Annotated in this window: 16 protein-coding genes; 5 read left to right on the top strand and 11 right to left on the bottom strand. The window is 56.0% G+C overall.

The annotated features are described in order from the left end of the window. Positions 1-32 precede the first annotated feature (32 nt). Entirely contained in the window at positions 33-938 is a 906-nt protein-coding gene (locus IEN85_RS07765) for a 2-dehydropantoate 2-reductase (protein ID WP_191616515.1), read from the bottom strand. Between the two features lie 326 nt (positions 939-1,264). Here IEN85_RS07765 and IEN85_RS07760 point away from each other — a divergent pair, with 326 nt between their 5' ends. After that, entirely contained in the window at positions 1,265-1,606 is a 342-nt protein-coding gene (locus IEN85_RS07760; protein ID WP_191616514.1) for a hypothetical protein, read from the top strand. Here the strand turns inward: IEN85_RS07760 and IEN85_RS07755 are convergent. The 3 genes from IEN85_RS07755 to IEN85_RS07745 form a co-directional block, all read right to left on the bottom strand. Further along, complete coding sequence (locus tag IEN85_RS07755) at positions 1,603-2,487, bottom strand: diacylglycerol/lipid kinase family protein (RefSeq protein WP_191616513.1); 885 nt, start codon at positions 2,485-2,487, stop codon at positions 1,603-1,605. The two genes, IEN85_RS07760 and IEN85_RS07755, sit on opposite strands and share 4 nt — an antisense overlap. Before the next feature lie 145 nt (positions 2,488-2,632). Further along, on the bottom strand, positions 2,633-3,781 hold the full coding sequence (locus IEN85_RS07750) for a glycosyltransferase family 4 protein (RefSeq protein ID WP_191616512.1): 1,149 nt from the start codon (positions 3,779-3,781) through the stop codon (positions 2,633-2,635). Positions 3,782-3,824: 43 nt separating this feature from the next. Then, positions 3,825-4,622 (bottom strand): FKBP-type peptidyl-prolyl cis-trans isomerase, encoded by a 798-nt coding sequence (locus IEN85_RS07745; protein ID WP_191616511.1) that lies wholly within the window; start codon positions 4,620-4,622, stop codon positions 3,825-3,827. 129 nt (positions 4,623-4,751) lie between these two features. On the opposite strand from IEN85_RS07745, the gene IEN85_RS07740 reads away from it, so the two are divergent. After that, positions 4,752-6,662, top strand: coding sequence for an LOG family protein (locus IEN85_RS07740; RefSeq protein WP_191616510.1), 1,911 nt, complete (start codon positions 4,752-4,754; stop codon positions 6,660-6,662). Positions 6,663-6,765: 103 nt separating this feature from the next. Here the strand turns inward: IEN85_RS07740 and IEN85_RS07735 are convergent, their stop codons facing one another. Next, positions 6,766-10,422, bottom strand: a complete 3,657-nt coding sequence (locus tag IEN85_RS07735) for a bifunctional proline dehydrogenase/L-glutamate gamma-semialdehyde dehydrogenase (RefSeq protein ID WP_191616509.1) — start codon at positions 10,420-10,422, stop codon at positions 6,766-6,768. 248 nt (positions 10,423-10,670) lie between these two features. Here IEN85_RS07735 and purD point away from each other — a divergent pair, with 248 nt between their 5' ends. Then, positions 10,671-11,963 carry a phosphoribosylamine--glycine ligase gene (purD, locus tag IEN85_RS07730; protein WP_191616508.1) on the top strand — a complete coding sequence of 431 codons (1,293 nt, stop codon included), beginning with the start codon at positions 10,671-10,673 and terminating at the stop codon, positions 11,961-11,963. Between the two features lie 154 nt (positions 11,964-12,117). Then, on the top strand, positions 12,118-13,506 hold the full coding sequence (locus tag IEN85_RS07725; RefSeq protein WP_191616507.1) for a hypothetical protein: 1,389 nt from the start codon (positions 12,118-12,120) through the stop codon (positions 13,504-13,506). A gap of 69 nt (positions 13,507-13,575) precedes the next feature. On the opposite strand, the gene IEN85_RS07720 is transcribed toward IEN85_RS07725, so the two are convergent. The 6 genes from IEN85_RS07720 to IEN85_RS07695 form a co-directional block, all read right to left on the bottom strand. Next, positions 13,576-14,409 carry an HAD-IIB family hydrolase gene (locus IEN85_RS07720; RefSeq protein WP_191616506.1) on the bottom strand — a complete coding sequence of 278 codons (834 nt, stop codon included), beginning with the start codon at positions 14,407-14,409 and terminating at the stop codon, positions 13,576-13,578. Positions 14,410-14,450: 41 nt separating this feature from the next. Further along, a complete protein-coding gene (gene mpgS / locus IEN85_RS07715; RefSeq protein WP_191616505.1) occupies positions 14,451-15,653 on the bottom strand; it encodes a mannosyl-3-phosphoglycerate synthase in 1,203 nt (400 codons plus the stop codon). Between the two features lie 155 nt (positions 15,654-15,808). Then, positions 15,809-16,234, bottom strand: a complete 426-nt coding sequence (locus IEN85_RS07710; protein ID WP_191616504.1) for a GNAT family N-acetyltransferase — start codon at positions 16,232-16,234, stop codon at positions 15,809-15,811. Positions 16,235-16,236: 2 nt separating this feature from the next. Further along, entirely contained in the window at positions 16,237-16,902 is a 666-nt protein-coding gene (locus IEN85_RS07705; protein ID WP_191616503.1) for an esterase/lipase family protein, read from the bottom strand. Between the two features lie 6 nt (positions 16,903-16,908). Continuing rightward, positions 16,909-18,114: an energy transducer TonB family protein gene (locus IEN85_RS07700; protein WP_191616502.1), complete on the bottom strand. Its 1,206-nt coding sequence runs from the start codon at positions 18,112-18,114 to the stop codon at positions 16,909-16,911. 12 nt (positions 18,115-18,126) lie between these two features. Continuing rightward, the gene (locus IEN85_RS07695; protein ID WP_191616501.1) at positions 18,127-18,702 is read right to left on the bottom strand and encodes a Maf family protein; all 576 of its coding nucleotides are present in this window, start codon (positions 18,700-18,702) and stop codon (positions 18,127-18,129) included. A gap of 297 nt (positions 18,703-18,999) precedes the next feature. Between IEN85_RS07695 and coaD the strand changes: the two genes are divergently transcribed. Next, positions 19,000-19,479 carry a pantetheine-phosphate adenylyltransferase gene (gene coaD / locus IEN85_RS07690; RefSeq protein ID WP_191616500.1) on the top strand — a complete coding sequence of 160 codons (480 nt, stop codon included), beginning with the start codon at positions 19,000-19,002 and terminating at the stop codon, positions 19,477-19,479. Positions 19,480-19,495: the final 16 nt, after the last annotated feature.

The following is a 19,495-nucleotide window of genomic DNA, read 5'->3' as shown; positions in this document are numbered from 1 at the left end:
TTACCAGCGGGCGCTTTCGCGGCTCGCGGCATCTATCTGCACAAACGCTTTAGCAGCGCGTACAGCATCTCCAGCTTAGGCGTCGCCACCCCAGCCGCCTTCGCTTGACGCAGCGGCTCGCCCCAGATCGCCTCCACTTCCACCGGTCGACCTTCTACGAAATCGATCATGCTGGAGGGGCGATAGCCTTCCATCGGCCGCGTAATCTTTATCTGGTAATCCTCGAAGCCCTCACCGAAATCGTATCCAAAGAAATGGGACGCGGCGATAATCTCGCGCATAAGCGCCCGAGCTTCCCCGCATAGCTCCGGGGAGCCGACAATCACGTCCGTAGTGACGCCGCCGGCCGCGATCGCCAAGCCATTGAAGGGCACGTTCCAAACCAGCTTCTTCCACTGCACCTCCGCCAGGTTTGGCTCACAACGCGTCTTTACCCCAGCCGCCTTGAAAAGCTCCACAATCTCCTCGGCCTCCGCTAAGTCTTCACCCAAGCGAGGTCCCAAACTGATCGAGCCCGCCATGTAGTTTTCGACCACCGCCGGCTCGATGCGATTCAGGCAGACAAAGCATAAGCCACCAAAAACCTTGTTTTTCGGGAAGAGCTCAGCCAGCAGCGCGTCATTGCCTAGGCCGTTCTGCAAGGTCAACAGCTTCGTGCCGCGCCCCACCAGTGGAGGCAAAATCTCAGCCAGACTCCCATTTCCTGTGGCCTTCAAGGAGACGATCACTAAATCGCAAACGCCAATCTCTTCGGCTCGAGCAAATGCAGCCACCTCGTCCAAGACAAAGGTCTCGTCTTTTCTGACCACGCGGATTCCTCGCTCCTTCGCCACCGGCAGATCGCTGCGCATTAGAAAGGCTACTTCCCGCCCGCTTCGCTGCAGCAGGGCTCCGTAGTAAAGTCCGATGGCTCCCGAGCCAACTATCGCAATTTTCATACTCGGCTGGAGCAATAAAAGCCCCTTTTCGTGGATGCAAGAACCCTCGCTAGTGAGATTCCCCGAAATGTGACGACAGGGTTAACTCCCAAGTTTCTTCACAAGCTGTTTCCCATTTTGCGAATTTCGCTTTCAGATTCGAAAGACTAGGGAATACCCCCTGATATTCACAATCCCGCCTGGCCCACAAATGGCCGCTAGAAGCCGCGTTAATGACCAAGCCATGTGACGGGCTTGAAACGCCCGAGAAAGCCCCTGCCAGCCCCCTCTCCCGAGCTTAGCCCAGCAACCGTCCAACAGGTCCGACCGCCACCGATTTAGCGCAATTGCTAATATCTCTCTATCAACACTTTAACAGGACCTCGAAAACGAACGGAACCTGGCGGGCGCAGCGGCGCAAAATTGCCACATGGTGCCAATCCCGCGCCGGCCCGTTTGGGGAGGTAAAAATCCGCCTGAAACGGTTTCCCGGAGGACTCAACGAAAAAAAATCACAGCTAAAGCCCAAATGTAAAAAAGTTGAATCACAACAATTCGCTAAACCCGCCCAGATCATGCCCCTGCAGCAGTTGCTACCAAGTTATTCACAAGGTTTTCTGGCCAAAAAAACCGGAATTTCCGGCAAATTTGCGGGCAAATTCAGGCCGAAAATACGCCTCGATTTCTAGCAGGTCATGGCCACGATACGCAGCGACTTGGGGCAAGCTTTAACAGTAAGATTTTTACCGCATTTGAAGATCTCGCCATCCACGTGAAAAAAGCCGCCATCCTTCATCCGAAGCGTGAAACTCTCCGCGCAGATCGGAGTAACGCGTGGGCTGTGGTAGAGCTTTTTGCTGAACATTCGCCAAATCAGGATGAAAAAGCTCAGGAAATTTGGCTCCGCGATGGCAACGAGATTCAGTTTCCCATCCGTCATCGACGCGTCGGGAGCGATGAACGCATTGCTTCCATACTGGGAGGAATTGGCCACCGCCACGATGTAAGCGCTCAAGGACTTGGAGCCCAAATTCGTTTCGATGTCGCACTCGAGGGAGCGGTAACCGCGAAACGCCTTCCACCCTTCCCGCATGTAGTTCATCAAGCCCCGACCTTCCGTCTCATTGAAACGACGCCCGACCTCCGCATCGAAGCCGATGCCCATCACGTTGAAAAACGGACGTCCGTTCGCCTCTCCCGTGTCCACCTTGATGGCGCTGCCGGTCGCCGCCAGCTTAAGGGCCCTTTCGAATTCGAGCGGAATTCCGATGTGTCGCGCCAAGCCATTGCCGGACCCCATCGGCACCAATCCGAATTCGCAAGGAGAGCCCACGATCATGCGACCCACTTCATTGATGGTGCCGTCTCCACCTACCGCCACCAGGCGTTTCACGCCTTGCTCGAGAGCTCGCTGGGCCAACTCGGGGGCATGTCCCGCTCGCTCGGTCGGCCATACGACGGCATTCAACTTCTGAGCTTCTACGAATGCTCGAACCCGAGCGACACGCTCCGGGCCCTTAAGCCGCTTACCCGATATCGGATTTACGATGAATGCCAGTTCCGTTGCCATCTGCCCTAATCCTCAAAACGCATGGGAAAGAAAAAGCAACCACCTAGCCCTCATATCCCACACATTTCAGAGCGGGCGATCTGCGAGGCGTGTGACGAGCGCTTCCCTGCCCCTTGAATCCTAGCCGGAGTCTCGCGAGAGGCGCTTAACCGCGAGTCCGATCAACGACCTCCCGCAACGAGGACTGAAAGCTCTCAACCACGGCGTCCCAGCTGATTCCTTCAGCCGTTTTACGCGCCGCCGAACCGATGAGACGCAACTCCTCGTCGCTACATTCGCCCAAGGCCACCGCCTTTTCCACGAAGTCGTCCGGGTCGTCGAAAGCCGCAAGGAATCCGTTTTCGTTCGGCTTCACATACTCGCGTCCCACCGCGTAATCGTAAGTGCACACGGACAAGCCCGAGGCCATGGCTTCCGTCACCACGTTGCCAAAGGTTTCGGTCACGCTCGCGAAGAGAAAGATGTCGCCAGAGGCATAGTGCCTTGCCAAGTCGTCGCCTTTCCTCATGCCGGCGTAGTGAATGTGCGGATACTTCCGCTTCAATCGTTCGAGTTCCGGCCCCCCGCCTACCAGAACCAATCGGTCACCTGGATTTTGACGCGCCATCGCCTGATACGCTCGCACCACCAAGTCGATATTCTTTTCTTTCGCGATGCGCCCGACATAGACGATAGCACGGCCACCTTCCGGAATTTCCCAGGACTTACGCAGGGCCGCGTCCCGCTTCTCCGGAGAAAAAAGCTCAGTATCGACTCCCCGCGAAAGCACTCCCGTATTGAGATAGCCTTCGCTCGCGAGAGCATCCGCCATCTGCTGGGTCGGAGCCAAGGTACAGGCGCAAAAATTGTGAATCCTGCGCAAATACGCAGACATCAATCGCTGCACGCCTCCCACACTGTAGTGGTCGCTGTACTGGTCGAAGTTCGTGTGAAAAGTGGAGCTCACGGGGATCCGCAAAAGCTTCGCCGCGATCAGGGCCGCCACGCCCAGCGGTCCCTCGGTGGCAATGTGGACGATATCCGGCCTGTTCTCCTTCCACATGCGGTGCAGGCTGAACCCTGCGGGCTCTCCCATGCGAAGGCTCGAATATCCGGGCAAGGGCACACCTGCCACTACAAACTCCTCGAAGGGTTGCGGTGGAGAAACCGCGTCGACCTCCTCGTGCTCCTGTACCGGTCGCACGACCAAAAGGCTCCATCCTCGCTTGGCAAGCCCTTCGCAGAGGCGTCCCAAAGTCATGGATACGCCGTTAACTTCCGGAGGAAACGTTTCCGTGACAAGCGCAAGTCTCATGTCGACCAAATCAAATCACAGCAGCGTTTCCTACGCCAAAGGCCTACTGAGCCGAATCCTGCGCGGCAGAAGTGGAGTCAGCGCCTGCAGCGCTACCAGCCTCGTCGGGCAGCCCTACGCTCAGTAGCTGCACTTCGAAAACCAAGGTAGACGCTGGCGGCACGCCAGGACGTCCTTCGTCGCCGTATCCAAGATCCGATGGCACGTACAGCTTTATCTTTCCACCTTCCCCGATCAAGGGAATCCCTTGGGTCCACCCTGGAATCACCTCGTTGAGCTTAAAGGCGACCGGCTTTTCGCCCACGGTCGTGTCGAAGACCGTGTTGTCCAAGAAACGTCCCTCGTAGTGTACCACGACCGTGTCCGACTGCTTAGGATGCACGTCGTTGCCCGGCTCCAAGATTTCGTAGAACAAACCGGTGCCCAAGGAAAGCATGCCCGGCTTGCCAAACAAAGAATCGAAAAACTCCTGTCCCTGGCGACGATTCTCCTCGAGCTGACGTTGCATCAGCTTCAACTCCCGCTCGCGAATGATCTGCTCCCTTTCTGAAAAATACTCCTGCAACGCCAGTTGCGACTGGCTCAAATCGGTAGCCGGCTCCTCGCCCTGGATCTGGCTCAGCATCCCGGCTGCGATCCAATCGAGCTCCTCTTCTGTGATGTCCAGATCTCGTAAAGTGAACCGCTCCGCCAAAAGCCAGCCCCACGAACGCAGCAACTCCTCGTCCGTATAGCTGGGCGAAGCGTCTTCTTCCACAGGCATTTCGATCATGTCTGCAAGTTGACCCCAAACTGGCATCGAAAGGGCGCAAAAGGCTGCTATCGCTAGAAACTTTTTCATAAGATATTAGTCATCAATACATTAATCCTCGCTCATTGAAGCATGAGATGGGAGCAGTGCTTGCCAGTCGAAGGGATTTGACTAGGCTTGTAAATATCCAAAATCCCAAGCAACCCCAGCCAAACACATATGAATCAAGAATCCTTCTGGATCAGCGATGACGGACTCATCACTTCCATCAAGAAATCGTCCGAGCCAAACAACGTCATCCTCACGATCACTTTCAAACTGCGTTCCGAATCGGAAGTGGCCTTCGTTTCAGAACGTCTCGAACATATCCAATTCAGCGAACGCAGTTCGCTCGCCCGTATCGGCATCGAGATCTACACCCCGCACCCGCCCCGCATCAATCGCGACCGCCTGATATTGGAAGGAACCGCCTTCGTCTACGACACCGACTTTCCCTGCGCTCCCTACGCCGACAAGCTCCTGCAAACAGGGATCGCCGCTGGTCGCCTTTTTTACGCTCCCGAAAATCAAAAACTTTCGTCCGACGAGATTTGGCAAGCCTTGCAGGAAAATCGTATCAAACTGCCGAATACAACTTCCATCGATCGATTCGGCCGCGTTTTCCTCACTCCCCACAAAGTCCAGTATACCCTTCCCAAAAACGTAACGGAGCTCGACCACCTGCGCCTCGTCAAAGGCCTGCTCCCCCGAACCTTTCTCGACAAGGTCCAAAAGCGAGAGGACCTTTCCGTGGTTTCCATCGAACCGCACTCCGGACTGCTCACAAGCTGCTCGATGTACCTAAAAGAGCACTACGTCGTGCTCAATCGAGGCGAAGGAAATTTCGGCCTGCATTCCGGAGCCGTCCTGCTCGACCCCATCAAGACCTTCGGCACCGGCGTCATTCTCGAAATCTATAATCGAAGCGACCAGCCGGTAATCAACCCGGTAGTCTCGATCGAGGTTTACCACGCGCCGCATTTCGATCGCGACCGCATCGCTGAAAAACGCGACCAACGCATGGTATTCTTCTCCAACCTCGACAAGATTTACCGCCAGCTTGACGCCAAGCCAAAACAGCAATTCGACCGCCTTCGCCCCACGACCGACATATCGCTACGCGGACAAAGCGCCAAGACAGACAACCAAAGTATCCTTATCCGAGCGGACAACGCGATCAAGGAAGAGCTCAAACGCGTCGCTCGTAACGGACACTTCGGCTTCCGCACTGTAAACCAGGCGTTGCGCAAAGGAGACCAAGAAGCCGACACCCTAGTGCTCGACTACTTCCCTGGCCTGGCGGAGCACATTGAAATTTTAGCCAACATCAACCGGCTCAAGCTGAAAAACATCGTTTTTCGCAAAGCCACGCCCCTCCAAGAGTTTTTCCTAACCAACGAAGCGCACTCGCACCTCGAGACCTACCAGCAACTCGGTATCAAAGTGTATTGGCTGACCTTGGACGACCTTTACGTCCACGCCTACAAGCACGACCACGGCTACTTCATTCGCGAAGAGGAAGTGGAACGATTCCTAGCCTGCACCATCCTGGCGTTTTACGGCTCCGCTCTTGAGATGGACCCCGAGGAGGAACGCAAAATCAGCGAACTGGTAGTCCGCATGACCGACTTCTTCGGCAATAACGTGGGCATCCTTACCGGAGGCGGCGAGGGAGTAATGGGCCTCGCCAACGACGTCGCCCGGCACCGCGGTTGCCTCACAGGAGCCGCCTTCCTCGAGCTCGAAGCTCAGCCCCCGAAAGTTGGCGTCAACTTTTTCAACACATTCCAGGAAACAAACCGACATAACCGCCAGAAGTGGTTCCAGGTGGCTGACTTCTGCATCTTCAACCTGGGAGGTGCAGGCACGATGGAAGAAATAGGGATCGAGCTATGCAACATGAAGCTCGGGATCCGGCCACGCGTACCCTACGTTTTCTACCACGACACCTATTGGAAACAATTGGAGGAGCAATTCAGCCAACTGGTTTCCGACGGTCGCATGCCTGCTTGGATGAAGGAACAACTCCTCTTCTGCGGTGATTCCGAGGAGATCATAAACTTCTACCGGAAAAGCTTACAGATCTTGTAGAGCGCGGAACAGAGCAAAAGCTACCTGCAAGGCTCTCCACTCTCCCGATACAAGGAGAGTGGCGGACCCGGTAACGGATTGCAAATGTCGAAGACTAGCCGCCCTATTCGTCGTCCTCCTCGCTTTCCTCGTCTCCATTCGATACATACACTTCTTCAGGCAGCGCGCCAGGCGCCAGCACATCCGCAGCATGGACGTCGAGCTGATGCTGACCCAGATTTCCATAGCGATGGTAGCAGTGCGTCACGCACTGTTCTCGGAAGTAGAGCAACAGCTCCAATCGGGCATCGATCAATGGCGGACTGGCAGCCACATAGATGCCCCGCTTAGCGGCCGCGCTCCAAATCTCATCGGAGACTTGCTCAGAGCTCGCGAAACGGATCCGCTCGTATTCAGTCATGCGAGCGCAAAGCTCTGATTGCGCCTCGACAATGAACTCCGCCAGGAGGTCCGGAGCGTGCATTCGCAACCAATCCCTCAGTTCCTCTTGCACATCTGGCGAAACGCTGATCGTGAGCTCCGTCTTGGAAATGTAGGCGTTAAAAAGCCGAGAAAAAATGCTGAAGGGCGAATCAGAAGCCTCGATACGGACTGCCATGTCATGGATTTTCAAATACCGGCTTTGATTCGTTTCACCGCGTATCTTGAAGTAATCTTCGATTTTGCTGAAAACATTCTCGTACTCGTAAAGCGAACTCTCGAAGGCCGCCCTCAAACGAGCGGCTTCGATCTCGTCGATCTCGTCGGGAAAGCTCTCGATCATAAAATCGAATCGAGTCAACAGCGGGTCGTTTGGTCGGCGATCCCGCGGCAAGCCTGTCTCTTCGGCATCGCAGAACTCCAAGGGATAATTCCAACCGCCGACCTTCACACCAGGACCGATCGCCGACTTCGCCATTCCACCGAATGGTTGACGCAAAACGATCGCACCCGTCGTGCCGCGGTTGATATATAGATTACCAGCTCGGATCGCCTCGCGCCATTGAGCGATTTCCCGTTCGTCCAAAGAGTGGATACCAGAGGTCAAACCGTAGTCCGTTTCGTTCACCAAGCGAATGGCCTCGTCCAAGCTATCGTAGCACATTACGCCAATCACTGGGCCAAAGAGCTCCTTCCGGTAGCAGAAAGACGACTGGGTCACGTTCCACAAGATTCCCGGAGTTACCATGTGCGGATCCTTTTCCGATAGCTCTGGACGAAGCGCCCACTCTTCGTCCTTGCCGATAGACTCGATCGCTTTCTTTAAGGGCCCTCCAACCGGATTCGCCAAGGGTCCAAACTTGCTTTTGAAATCCCATGCGTAGCCTACTGGCAGGCTCTTCGCTGCATCCACCAACGAAGAACGGAACGCTTCGTCTTCGAAGAGCGAACGCTGCAAGATGACCAACGAGGTCGCGGAACACTTTTGTCCGGAATTTCCGTAGGCTGACTGGATAATGTCCGCAATCGCTTTGTCGCGATCCGCCATCGACGAGACGATCATCGCATTCTTGCCTCCCGTTTCGGCATAGAGCGGAAGTTGAGGACGTTTCTTCAGCATGTTGAGAGCGGTGCGCGTGCTGCCCGTGAAAATTACGTATGCAGTTTTTGGATGCATCGCGATATGGCTTGCTTCCGGGTCATTGCGGCAAGGCAAAAACTGCAATGCTGACTTAGGCACTCCCGCCTTCCAAAGAGCTTGGCATATCAGCCAGCTACAATAGGTCGCTTGCGGCGACGGCTTTATGATCGTGTTGTTACCGGCAGCCAAAGAGGCTAAAACGCCGCCAGCGGGGATCGCGATCGGAAAATTCCACGGAGGAATGACAACGCCCACTCCTTTTCCTCTGAACTTCAGATTGGCTCGCTCCTCGAAACGGCGCATCGCAAATGGATAGAACTCCGCAAAGTCGATCGCCTCCGAGACTTCCGGATCCGTCTCGCTGAAGAGCTTGCCCACTTCCGCTGCCGCGACTCCTATCAAGTCTCCGCGCGCTTGCCGTAATTCCTCCGCCGCGGAGCTCAAAATCTCATGCCTCTCAGACGAGCCCATTCTGGCCCAGCCGCTCGCGTCCGACGCCGCAATCTCCATCGCCCTGTCGATATCATCGATTCTCGCAAGCGCGTAACGAGCAATTGGCAAGTTCTCTTCGTACTGCGAATGGTCGATTATTTCCTGCGTATCCAATCCCTCATACAGGAATTCATCCCCAACGGAAATCGGGATCTCTTCAACTTTGCCCTTGGGTACCGCTTTCCACTTGCCACGAATAAGCTCTGCCCAATCGCGATTGGCAGCCAATGTCCAATCCGTATCCGGTTCCTCGCGAAACCGGTCGCTCTGGAAGGTTGACCGCGAACGACCGCTCTGCTCGTTGAGCCTGTCCTGCAAGCGAAACGGCTCGCCTCTCAAACGACTGATCCGTCCGAAGGAAAAGCGGAATTGGTTCGCCAAGAAGGTCCAATCTTCGTCGCCCGGTTCCAAGTTGAAACTATGCGTCAGGAAGTTTTGCGGGCTGGTATTCTCGTCAAGACGACGCACGTAATAGGCAATCGCGTGGGTGAAGTGAGCTTTGGTCGCGACCGGAGCGTAAAGAAGGATCGGCCTGCCCTCGTTATTCAAGGCCTTCACCGTCGCATCGGCCATGCCTTCCAACATTTCGAAAACCAAATGCTGCGAAGTCCCCAGTTCCTCCGCTAAAAGATGGGCGTGAGCCAATTCGAACAGGTTATGCGAAGCGATTCCTAGTTCGACACAGCGCGCGTTCTCAGGCTGGAGCGCATAACGCAGCATTCGCTTGTAGTTGGCATCCGTATCCAGTTTTTCATGATAGGGAGCTTGAGGCCATCCACGCATAGACGACTCTGTTTGCTCCATATCCATGTTCGCCCCCTTCACGATTCGCATCTTGATGGGAGCTCCGCCGTCGGCGACGCGGGCCTTGGCCCACTCCGTCAACTTTCGATGCCATTCGTAGGTGTCCGGGAGGTACGCCTGCAAGACGATTCCTGCCCTCAGGCCTTTGAATTCCGGAAGGTCGAGAGTCCGCTGGAACGCTTCCACCGTGAGAGCGAGATCCCTGTACTCTTCCATGTCGAGGTTTATGAACTTCTGCTGCATTTCCCCGTTTTCCGCTGCAAAACGGTTCTTCTGGGCGCTGCGAAAAAGTTCGCTCAAACGCTCGACCAAAACCTCGACGGTCTCTTCGAACGCAAGCGGCGTGATCTGAGAGTAGATGGTCGAAATTTTAATCGAAAGATAGTTAACAGAATCCGAATCGAGCGCGTCCTTGTAAATTTGGATACGCTTCGCCGCTTCTTCTTCTCCCAGCAAGGCTTCTCCGATTATGTTGACGTTCGACCCGATCTTTTCCTTTTTCCGACGGCTAACGTGCTTGGCGAGGGCCTCTTCCTCCCCTTCCAGAATCACCCCGGAAGTCTCCGATCTGATTCGCCCGACAATTGCTGGAACCGATACGCCGGGAACCCGCTTGCCTACCTTGTTAAACAATTCGATCAATAGCGACTCGAAGGCATCGAACAAGTCGACGTTCTTGTATTTGCCTAGCAAATACCCGATTTGATCGGCGACCCGCTTCGCTTCGCGCGGACGGAAACTCTGGTCGATGAGCTCCGTAAGGAAAACTTTGTTAACCGGATTGCGCACCATCTTTGCCACCTTTTCGTCAAACTCCAGCTGACGCTTCGTCTTGAGACGGTTGCTTTCTTTCTGCCAACGCTCCGCGAGCTCGACACTTCGAGATATGATTCCTTCCTCCATACGCTTAAGGCACCTCTGACAATTGGCTCATTTCTCAACTCGTTTTCGGGACATCTCACAGCGCGACATTGCGCTCATCCCTTTGCCTGTCTTCAATGGTGCAGATCCAGACATCCCAAAACCTACTTCCCGGCGAATCAAGCAGTAATCGAAGCAGTCTATCCTATGTCTTGCAGCCGAGCCTTGAACTAGTCCACGGAGAGCCAAAACAATTGACATCCCCGTAGCCTTCCCAAACTCCCAGTCCCATGTCTGAAAACTCTCCTCTTACAGCCCTAGTCGTCGGATCCGGCGGTCGCGAGCACACACTCGCAGCCGCGTGCGTGAAAAGCCCCCTGGTCAGCCGCACCATCGCCGCGCCCGGAAATCCAGGCATTGCGGCGGATTGCGATTGCTTCGACGTAGCCGCAGACGACATCGCAGGCCTCGTCGCCTTGGCCAAGAAGGAGTCAGTCGACTTCGTGATCGTAGGGCCAGAGGTTCCCCTCACCCTCGGCCTGGTAGACGAGTTGCAAAAAGAGAACATCCTCGCCTACGGTCCCAAAGCCGACGGAGGACGCCTCGAAGGCTCCAAGAACTACACCAAGGAAGTTCTCCTCAAGTACAATATCCCTACGGGTGCCGCCGCCAGCTTCACGGAATCAGCAGCCGCCATCGAGTACCTTCAGACAGCTTCGATGCCGATCGTCATCAAGGCAGACGGATTGGCCGCCGGCAAGGGCGTCATCATCGCCCAGGACTTGGACGAAGCCACAAAGACTGTGACCGACATGATCGACGGCGGCGCATTCGGGGACGCCTCTAAGGAAGTACTCATCGAAGAGTGCCTCTTCGGCGAGGAGACATCCATCCACGTCATCGTCTCTGGAAAGGACTACGTCATTCTCCCCACCAGCCAAGACCACAAGCAGGCCTACGAAGGCGACATCGGTCCCAACACAGGTGGCATGGGAGCCTACTCCCCAGCTGACCTGATCAACGACGCCCTCATGGCCGAGATCGAAGAGAGCATCGTAAAACCTTCAGTGGAAGGCATCGCCGCTGAGGGCATTGACTTCCGCGGCACCCTCTTCATCGGGCTCATGATCACCAAGAACGGACCCAAGGTACTCGAGTTCAATACCCGCTTTGGGGATCCCGAGACCCAGGTGCTGCTCACTCGCCTGGAGACTGATCCCGTGAAAATCATGCTCGCCGCCGCGAAGGGCGAGCTGGGTAAACTCGACGTCAAGGTGAGAGACGACTACGCTATGGTTGTGGTGCTCGCCAGCAACGGCTACCCAGGCTCCTACCCGAAGGGCGAAGTTATCTCCTTCCCGGATTCCGTAGGAGAGCAAGAAATCATCTTTCACGCCGGCACGAAGTTCGACGCGGACAAGAACGTGGTTACCAACGGAGGGCGCGTCCTCGGCGTTACCGCCCTCGGCCCCGATCTGAAGACCGCCGCCGACAAAGCCTACGCTCTCTGCGACAAGATCGACTTCAAGTCTAAGTACCTTCGTCGCGATATCGGTTTTAAGGAACTGAATCGGCAGAAGTAGCCAATTCCAAGAAAGCTCGAGCAATCGAAGCCCTGCTGGAATCACTCCTGAGGCGACCTAGAAAAGGTCGCCTTTTTCGCGCCATCACCTCAACTTCCAAATAAGCGTTTCTACTTTACAAAGTCCATGTCATTAGCTAGTTTGAAACAAGGCCATGAAACAGGAACATGCAGGCGCGAAACTGCTGTTTTTCGTGGCGGCTCTTGCCCTCTCGGCCTGTAGCGACCAAAGACAAGAACCGTCCCCCAAAGCGGCGGAAATCGAGGAAGTCACCAACGTGGATGACGCGAAGTCTCATTTCCTCAAGGGAATTGACTGGAGCGAACGCAGCGGGGCCCGAGCAACTTTGTACTACGATCTGCTCAAGAGGAACGATTCCCTCGGAGAACGTTCCTCCTCCGCGATGTATCACCCCAGCGAATACGAATGGTTCGCGTTCATCGACTACGAGCCGGGCGCCTACTTCAAGCATCCCACTGCTTTTGCGGTACTCACTTACGAGGAACCGAAAATCAAGGTCTACCGCAGATCCCACCTCCCCCTCCTCAACGAGGAGAGCATCTGGAGCAGCGCATCCGAACTATTGCGGGACGAGAACGTCTTCTACGACAAGTCATGGACACAGAGGACTCCATTCCGCGACACGGAATCCATCCTAGCTCACAAAGCGGAACACTGGCCTCCCCGCATGTCGAGCGACCGCTGTCCAAACGAGCAGCGAGCCTACGCCGTGCTCATCCATAACCTGACCGACCTCAGCCGAAGCCCTGAATCCATCGACAACTTGGACGCGATGGCCGCAGCCTTGACCGCGAACGGCTACTACGTTCAGGAGTTCATCCACGATCCAGCCACAGGCGAGAAACGAGCTTACCTGGATCTAGCCGCTCCCAAAGGCGCCGGCATCTACCAATTGATCAACTTCATAAACATACACCAAGACTTCAACGACTGCTGCGAAGAGGTGCTGGTATACATCACAGGGGAAACCTCCCTCGAGAAATCCGACTATCGCGAAGAAGTCTCTTTCGATATCCCCTTTGCCTACGCTGGTCGCGAACAAAACCGGAAACCAGCCTTGAAGTTTTACCCGGAAGACTTCGCCGTCATTTTCGACGAGCTCAAGACCTGCCACCTTAACTTCATCGTGGATACCAACAATGCAGAAGGCTTCGCCGCTGACCTATTGCGGATTCCCAACACGGAGAGCGTCCTCACCGCTTGCGCGCTCAACGAATACACCTATTCCAGCGCGGTCGAGACCTTGGGAGGTGGTAGCTTCGAGGACGCTTTCGGAATCGCACAAGGGGAGAAAGGAAGCGAATTCACCAGCAGCGTGGTAAAGGCCCTCTTCGAAAACGCCGCCGAACGCAAGGATGGCGATCCGCCGGAAGCGGCCGCAATCCTCGTAAAATCAGCTTTCGAGTCCGTGAAGCTCTTCGACCTCAGCTACCACGGGGGCAAGACAAATCCAAAACTGCAAGGACGTACCTTGAATTCCCGCTGTCCCTGCGGCATCGACCACCAGCTCACCCGCTACTGAGAAAAGGGAAGACAGATACGCGAGTGGCCCGACGTTCTGTCTTGAAATATCTGATACGTCCCTAATTCGCTAAACCTTGGCAGGCGTCTCTCCCAACAGCTGCTTGGCAACCTTCACCCAACCTCTCGGACCAACGCCATTGACGCGTTCGATTCTGCGACCGTCGATCCCAGCCCAAGACCCATTCGGTCGCTTCACCAAGTGCGGCCAGTCAACGTTTTCCAGCAACTCTTGGTCGTTCTCGCTATCGCCCAGTCCAAAAGAGACAAGCGTCTCGCTCGATTGAGCCTTCCACAATTCTGCGAACTTCCTAATGGCTGCGCCCTTGTCCGCGCTGCTGTCGATTACAGTGTGAAAGCGACCACCCGGCAAGCACTTGAGTCCTTCGTATTCAAAAGCTGAATCCAAACTTTCCCAAACGTCCTGCGGGAGCTTCGCGGATAAGGTCTCGCTGTACTCGCGCTCCTGAGCTCGACGGGCTGAACCGATATCCAGGCCAGTGATGCTGGCGACATCCTCCGTCATCATGCGACTAAAGCCGAGAAGGGACTCCCCAAATTTCGACTCGACGCGAGCCAAGCGCTGACGAATTTCCGCCGCCGGCTTGCCGAGCTCCACTCTCTGCCAGCCATTGACAATACGAACCGGCGTAATGGACTCGTCCCAGAAACCAGGCGGCGCAATGATAGCGCTGCCATTTTCCACGATGCACGGCATCTCGATACCGAGTTCCTCCTGGAGCACTCGCTGCTCCTGAAATGTCTTCGACGAACAAAAGACGACTAGGTAGCCGAGCTCGATCAGTCGCTGCACATACGGCCGAGCGAGCTCGCTGGAGTAGTCGTTGAAATCGATCAACGTGCCATCCAAATCAGTGAAAATTGCGGTTTTTCTAGTTTCCATTATCGGGGTCCGAGGGGGATACGAGCGATGAATCGTAAGAGTTATACGAGCGACAAGGATTCAGACTCACTGCTGAAGGCTGCTTCGCAGTGCTCCAAGAAGGTATCCAATTTTAAGTTACTAAGATTACTGTAAACGCGAACCGGAGCGATTCCCTCCGGCTTTTCCAGCCTCATGCGCAGGGCTCTATCTTCAGCGATTTCTCGCTTGAGAAGCTCTGGACACAGCGGCGAGTTGTAAATGACGGAAAGCGAGGCGTCGATCATGTCTTCCACATGCTCGTCGCCCTTCGACTCGTGCAGGTGGGGATTGCGGGACTCGATCTGGCAAATCGTCACCTTGTCACGATGAACAATTTCCTCGTTAGGCGGCAGGATGCCCCCCCAACTCTCGATGATGTTCACGTAGTGGTGAGTCTCCACCGCATAACCGGACGCGTACTCAAGATTGAGCGCAAGGTCTACCGTCAGAGCATGCTCTCCGGCGTTTCCGGTTTTGACGACCTCCGTCTCGTATCCACTGAAATGAGACAGCAATAGGTTCAAAGTCTTGTTGGAGTGCACGGAACTGCGGCCCCACTTAGCGAAGAAGAGCGAATTCTCCATGACCTTCGGCTTCGAGTTCCAAGAGATACGGACGAAGGTGCTCTTGGTATCGAACATCTCGAATCCCGCAGCGTACTCTTGCACGTACTCGTGCACCGCGCCTGGGAAATAGTTGTCGCTGTCGACGAATCCAATGTACTTGTTGTTGAGCCAACGCGCTAGCAAGGTTCCCATGATCATCCCTTCGGCCTTGCCGGAACGAACGAGTCCGTCCTCTCCCAGCAACTCGCCGTAGCCGGCCATCTCGATCGCCTTGGCGATAGCGGCATCCTTTTGATGCACTACCAGCACCTTCTTGTTGGTGAACTTGCAGAAATTAGTAATCGCTTCCTTTTCGATATGGAAGCGATCTACGGGTCCCCTTGGACTGTTTGAAACTACGATGATTTGGCATGGGTGAGGAATCCCTACCAAAACGCCCTCGATTAGCTTGAGGCGCTCGTTCTTGACCGGCACCACGATGGCCATGTCCTTTTGTCGCTCGTAGAGTGCCTCGGACGGGATGCTTCGGATTACATCGTTGTGGGAGGTGTCCGCTCGGCCTGAATTGCCTCCGCTGTCGAGTTCGTAAACTTTCTGGAGGCCGTAAATCTGTACCGCGCCGAGGCGCTCGCATTCTCTGGGTATTTCAATCTTCATAGTATCAGCTCTCAGTTCGTGCTCTTTTCTGAGCAAGTTATCAGGTTGGGGGCCTTAGAGCAGGGCTGATGCCAACTGTAGCTGAATAAACGTTTCTCGACTGCATCTATAAGAAACATTCACGAAACAGAATGCGAAACTGATCGTGGAGGTCCCTAGCAATCCAAGTACATTCGCACGTGAGGGATCCCGGCCTCCTGGTAGGTTTCGCCCTGTTTCACGAAACCGAGTCCTTCGTAGAACGCGACCGCTCGAGTCTGGGCAGACAAGACCAGCCGGCCCATCCCGGCTTCCTTTCCCATCGCAATGAGCTGGCCCATCAAAAGCGCTCCAATGCCCTGGCCGCGGAACGGCGCCAGAACCGCCACGCGACCGATATGCCCGTCTGGCAAAAGACGCCCTGTTCCCACCACCCGTTCTCCCACCTGGGCAAGCACGTGCCGCGAGCGCTCGTCCCACTCGTCCATTTCGATCTCTGCAGGAACGCCTTGCTCGTGCACGAATACTTCGAAACGTAGGGAGCGGATCTCTTCCCGCCGCTCGCTGAATGGAACTTCCGCGACTGTTGCCGAGCGACCCATGCTTAGCTTGCCAGAAAAGCGCCCGTCTGGATGAACGCCAGCGCGTTCGCCTGCACCCGCTGGTTTTTCATGATAAATGGATGCGTAGCAGGGAATACCCGAAACTCTCTCTGACCTTCGACCTGCGTGTGCGAAACCGCGACTTTCCCGTCGTTGGGCTTCGGCAGCAACTGCGAAAGGATCAGGTTGATACTGCGATTCCCCGCGATCACCCCTACTTCGAAGTCGACAGGCCCCAATCCCCTAGGCACCGAGTCCGCTCCCGTTCCCAGTTCGCCTCCCGCCGGACCGTTCACCCACCGAAAAGGAGCCCAATGCCGCAACCTGTCCACCACTTGGCTGCCCCGATTCGGCGGCGCCAGCATCACGCATCGCCCTAGATTCCGGATGCGGCGCGTCGCCTGCATCTGCCGCAGTAAAATGCCTCCCATCGAATGCGTCACGAAATGCACCTGGCTGAAACGATTGCTCAAAGCGTCAATCTCCGGCCGCGTCTGCTCCGCTAGTTCGGATAGGCAATAGCGAGTCGACGGATACCCAATGTTTCGCACCACGTATCCACTTTCCTCGAATACGGACCTCAGCGGCTCCATCGAATGCGAACGGCGACACAGGCCATGCAAAAGCGCCACGCACTGTTCGACCTTCGACGCGTTCCCGTTCTGCATGCCCAATCAGTAGTAATGGAAAGTAAAGGTGATGTCCTCCTCCCGCCCAAACAAGTCCTCCAACCCATCCGGCCAGGGGCCAAAAGGCGAGCCTCGCTCGATCGCTTGCCGGCACATGTGGACGCCAATCACCCGTGCCGTCGTCCCTTCCAAGATTTCGATATCCGTCACGTAGCCGTCGCTGCTGAGCATGAAACGAATCTTGACCGTGCTCTTCCTCTCGATCGCGGAACTTCGCTGTACGAGGTCGTCCCAATTCAGCTTCACCGTCTCGATCAAGCGCTCCATGTATTCGCCAAACTTGCTCGCCTTCGCGTCCACCGCCAATTGCCCCACCGAAGAGACGCCTAGCTTGGACTGGCGAGTAGGAGCCGAGGGCAAACGAGGCAACTGCGGGCGGGCCTTGGGCGATGGGATACCATCGCCGTCCTCCATGGCCTGGATCGGCATACTCGCAATACTGGAGGGCAAAGCCTGGCTCTCGTCACGCGTCTCCTCGTCCTCCCCCTCTGCCTCCTCGCCCTCGATCAGGTCGGTCACATTGGTCGGAGCCTCGTCCAACTTCGTGTAGTCGTAGTCGGCGATTCCCGACTCGTCTTCAGCCTCCTCCTGCGACCCGAAGAGCGGAACTTCCCTTCGCTGAGCGAGCGAACTCGGATCCATAACCTGCAAGAGCGGTTGATTCGGACTTGGCGGCTGAGAAGCCTGCTGCTGTTGCTCCTGGGCTTCCTCCTCCGAGGGATCCGCGGACGGAGGAGGCGTAAAAACCGGCTCGTCCAAGCTGCCGGTGAGCGTCTGATCCGTTTCAACCGTGTCGTCGCTCTCAACCGCAGGCCTGTCCTCCGGATCAAGCTCCTCCGGCCGCTCCTCGTTGGCGGCTTGCTGGTCGCGCGCGGCATAACGATTGGTGTCGTCGGGCTCGTTCTCCGCCACGTCTGGATTGGTCTCCGTGTAAGCCTGTTCCTCCTCTTCCTCCTCGGGCTCCGCAAGCTCGATGCTAAACTCGCGATAAGGATCCTCCGAAGGCGGCAAAGGCTGGGTCTCGAGCAACCCGAGCGAGACCATGTAGAAAAACCAAATGTGCGCCAGCAACGTACCGATGACGCCCACCACGACCTGCTCTCGCGAGTAGCCGTCCCGACGCTTTACCGCCCTTTTGAGCGGATGCTCAAAGGTCTTGGTATCGCGGTCTGGAGGCGGGGAAACGGACATCGGCTCGATGGGTCAAAGCAGCTTGTGACGCTCCAGAAGAGCCTTTGTTTCATCCAAAGGCAAACCCATGATGTTGGAATGGGAACCGACGAAGGAATCGATGATCAGCTCCGTGCCCTCCTGGATCCCGTAGGCTCCCGCTTTGTCGAGCGGATTCACGATCTCGAAATAGGCGTCGATGGTGGCGTCGTCGAGCGGCTTGAAGGTCACCTCGCTGCGCGCTCCATCCACTACCTCCACTCCCCTTTTCCGGCAGATCAGAGCGAAGCCTGTATACACGATGTGAGTACGCCCGCCTAAGGTTTTCAACATGCGACGAGCATCCTCCAAGTCCTCGGGCTTGGCCAAGACACGTCCGTCGATGTGCACTGTCGTGTCCGAGCCAAGCACGAAACGCTGCGGGTGCTTGTCGGCAATCCAAGCCGCTTTTAACTGAGCATTGTGGCGTACCATGCCTTCCGGATCGCCATGCCCTTCCTCGAACTCTTCCACATCCGCCGGCATCACGTCGAAATTCGCTCCAATCCGCTCCAACAGCTCTCGACGGCGCGGTGATTGCGACGCCAAAATAAACTTAGCCAAACTCATGGCCCCGCTTCTCGCAGGGAGCCTCCCCCCTCGCAACTCCAAAGACAGGGTCACCTCGCTCGGGCTTGCGGGTGCGCTTCACCGTGTTGCCTATGGCCTGGAGGGACGACTTCCACGTCGTCCGCGCTGCAGGAGCAAAACCGCTGCAGACGAGGTGAACTCGTCCCACCAGACAATAGCTTCCCCTAGCTTGGAATGCCAGAGGGTCAGGCGACACTTTAGCCCCTAGGCTTCCCCCTCCATTCAAACATTGCAAAGGACCCAACAGGTCCGCAAACTGCTCGTTTTTATCGGCTTATGAAGATTGGCATATATCCGGGCACCTTCGACCCCATCACCCACGGACACCTCGACGTTCTCCAACGCGCATGCCGTCTCTTCGACAAAGTCATCGTCGCCGTCGCCGAAAACGCCGGCAAAGGTCCCTTCTTTTCGACCGAAGAACGCCTCAAGCTCGTCGAGGAAAACATCGCCACGATCCCCAACGCCACCGTCATGACCTTCAGCGGACTGCTGGTCGACCTCGCGAAAAAGCAGCATGCCATCGCCCTCATCCGCGGGCTGCGAGCCGTATCCGACTTTGAATACGAATTCCAAATGGCCTTGATGAACCGGCACCTCGCTTCGGAAATCGAAACCATCTTGCTCATGACTAGAGAAGGCTACAACTACACCAGCTCCAGCCTCGTCAAGCAGGTCGCCCAATTTGGCGCGGACATTTCCCGCTTCGTCCCGGACAACGTAAACAACGCCCTGAGAGCTAAGCTCAAGAAGTAGCCACCCGCCCACCCAG

The organism is Pelagicoccus enzymogenes (genome assembly GCF_014803405.1).
Taxonomy (GTDB): domain Bacteria; phylum Verrucomicrobiota; class Verrucomicrobiia; order Opitutales; family Opitutaceae; genus Pelagicoccus; species Pelagicoccus enzymogenes.
The sequence above is the reverse complement of the archived record's forward strand: the minus strand, read 5'-3'. Positions and strand labels throughout refer to the sequence as shown.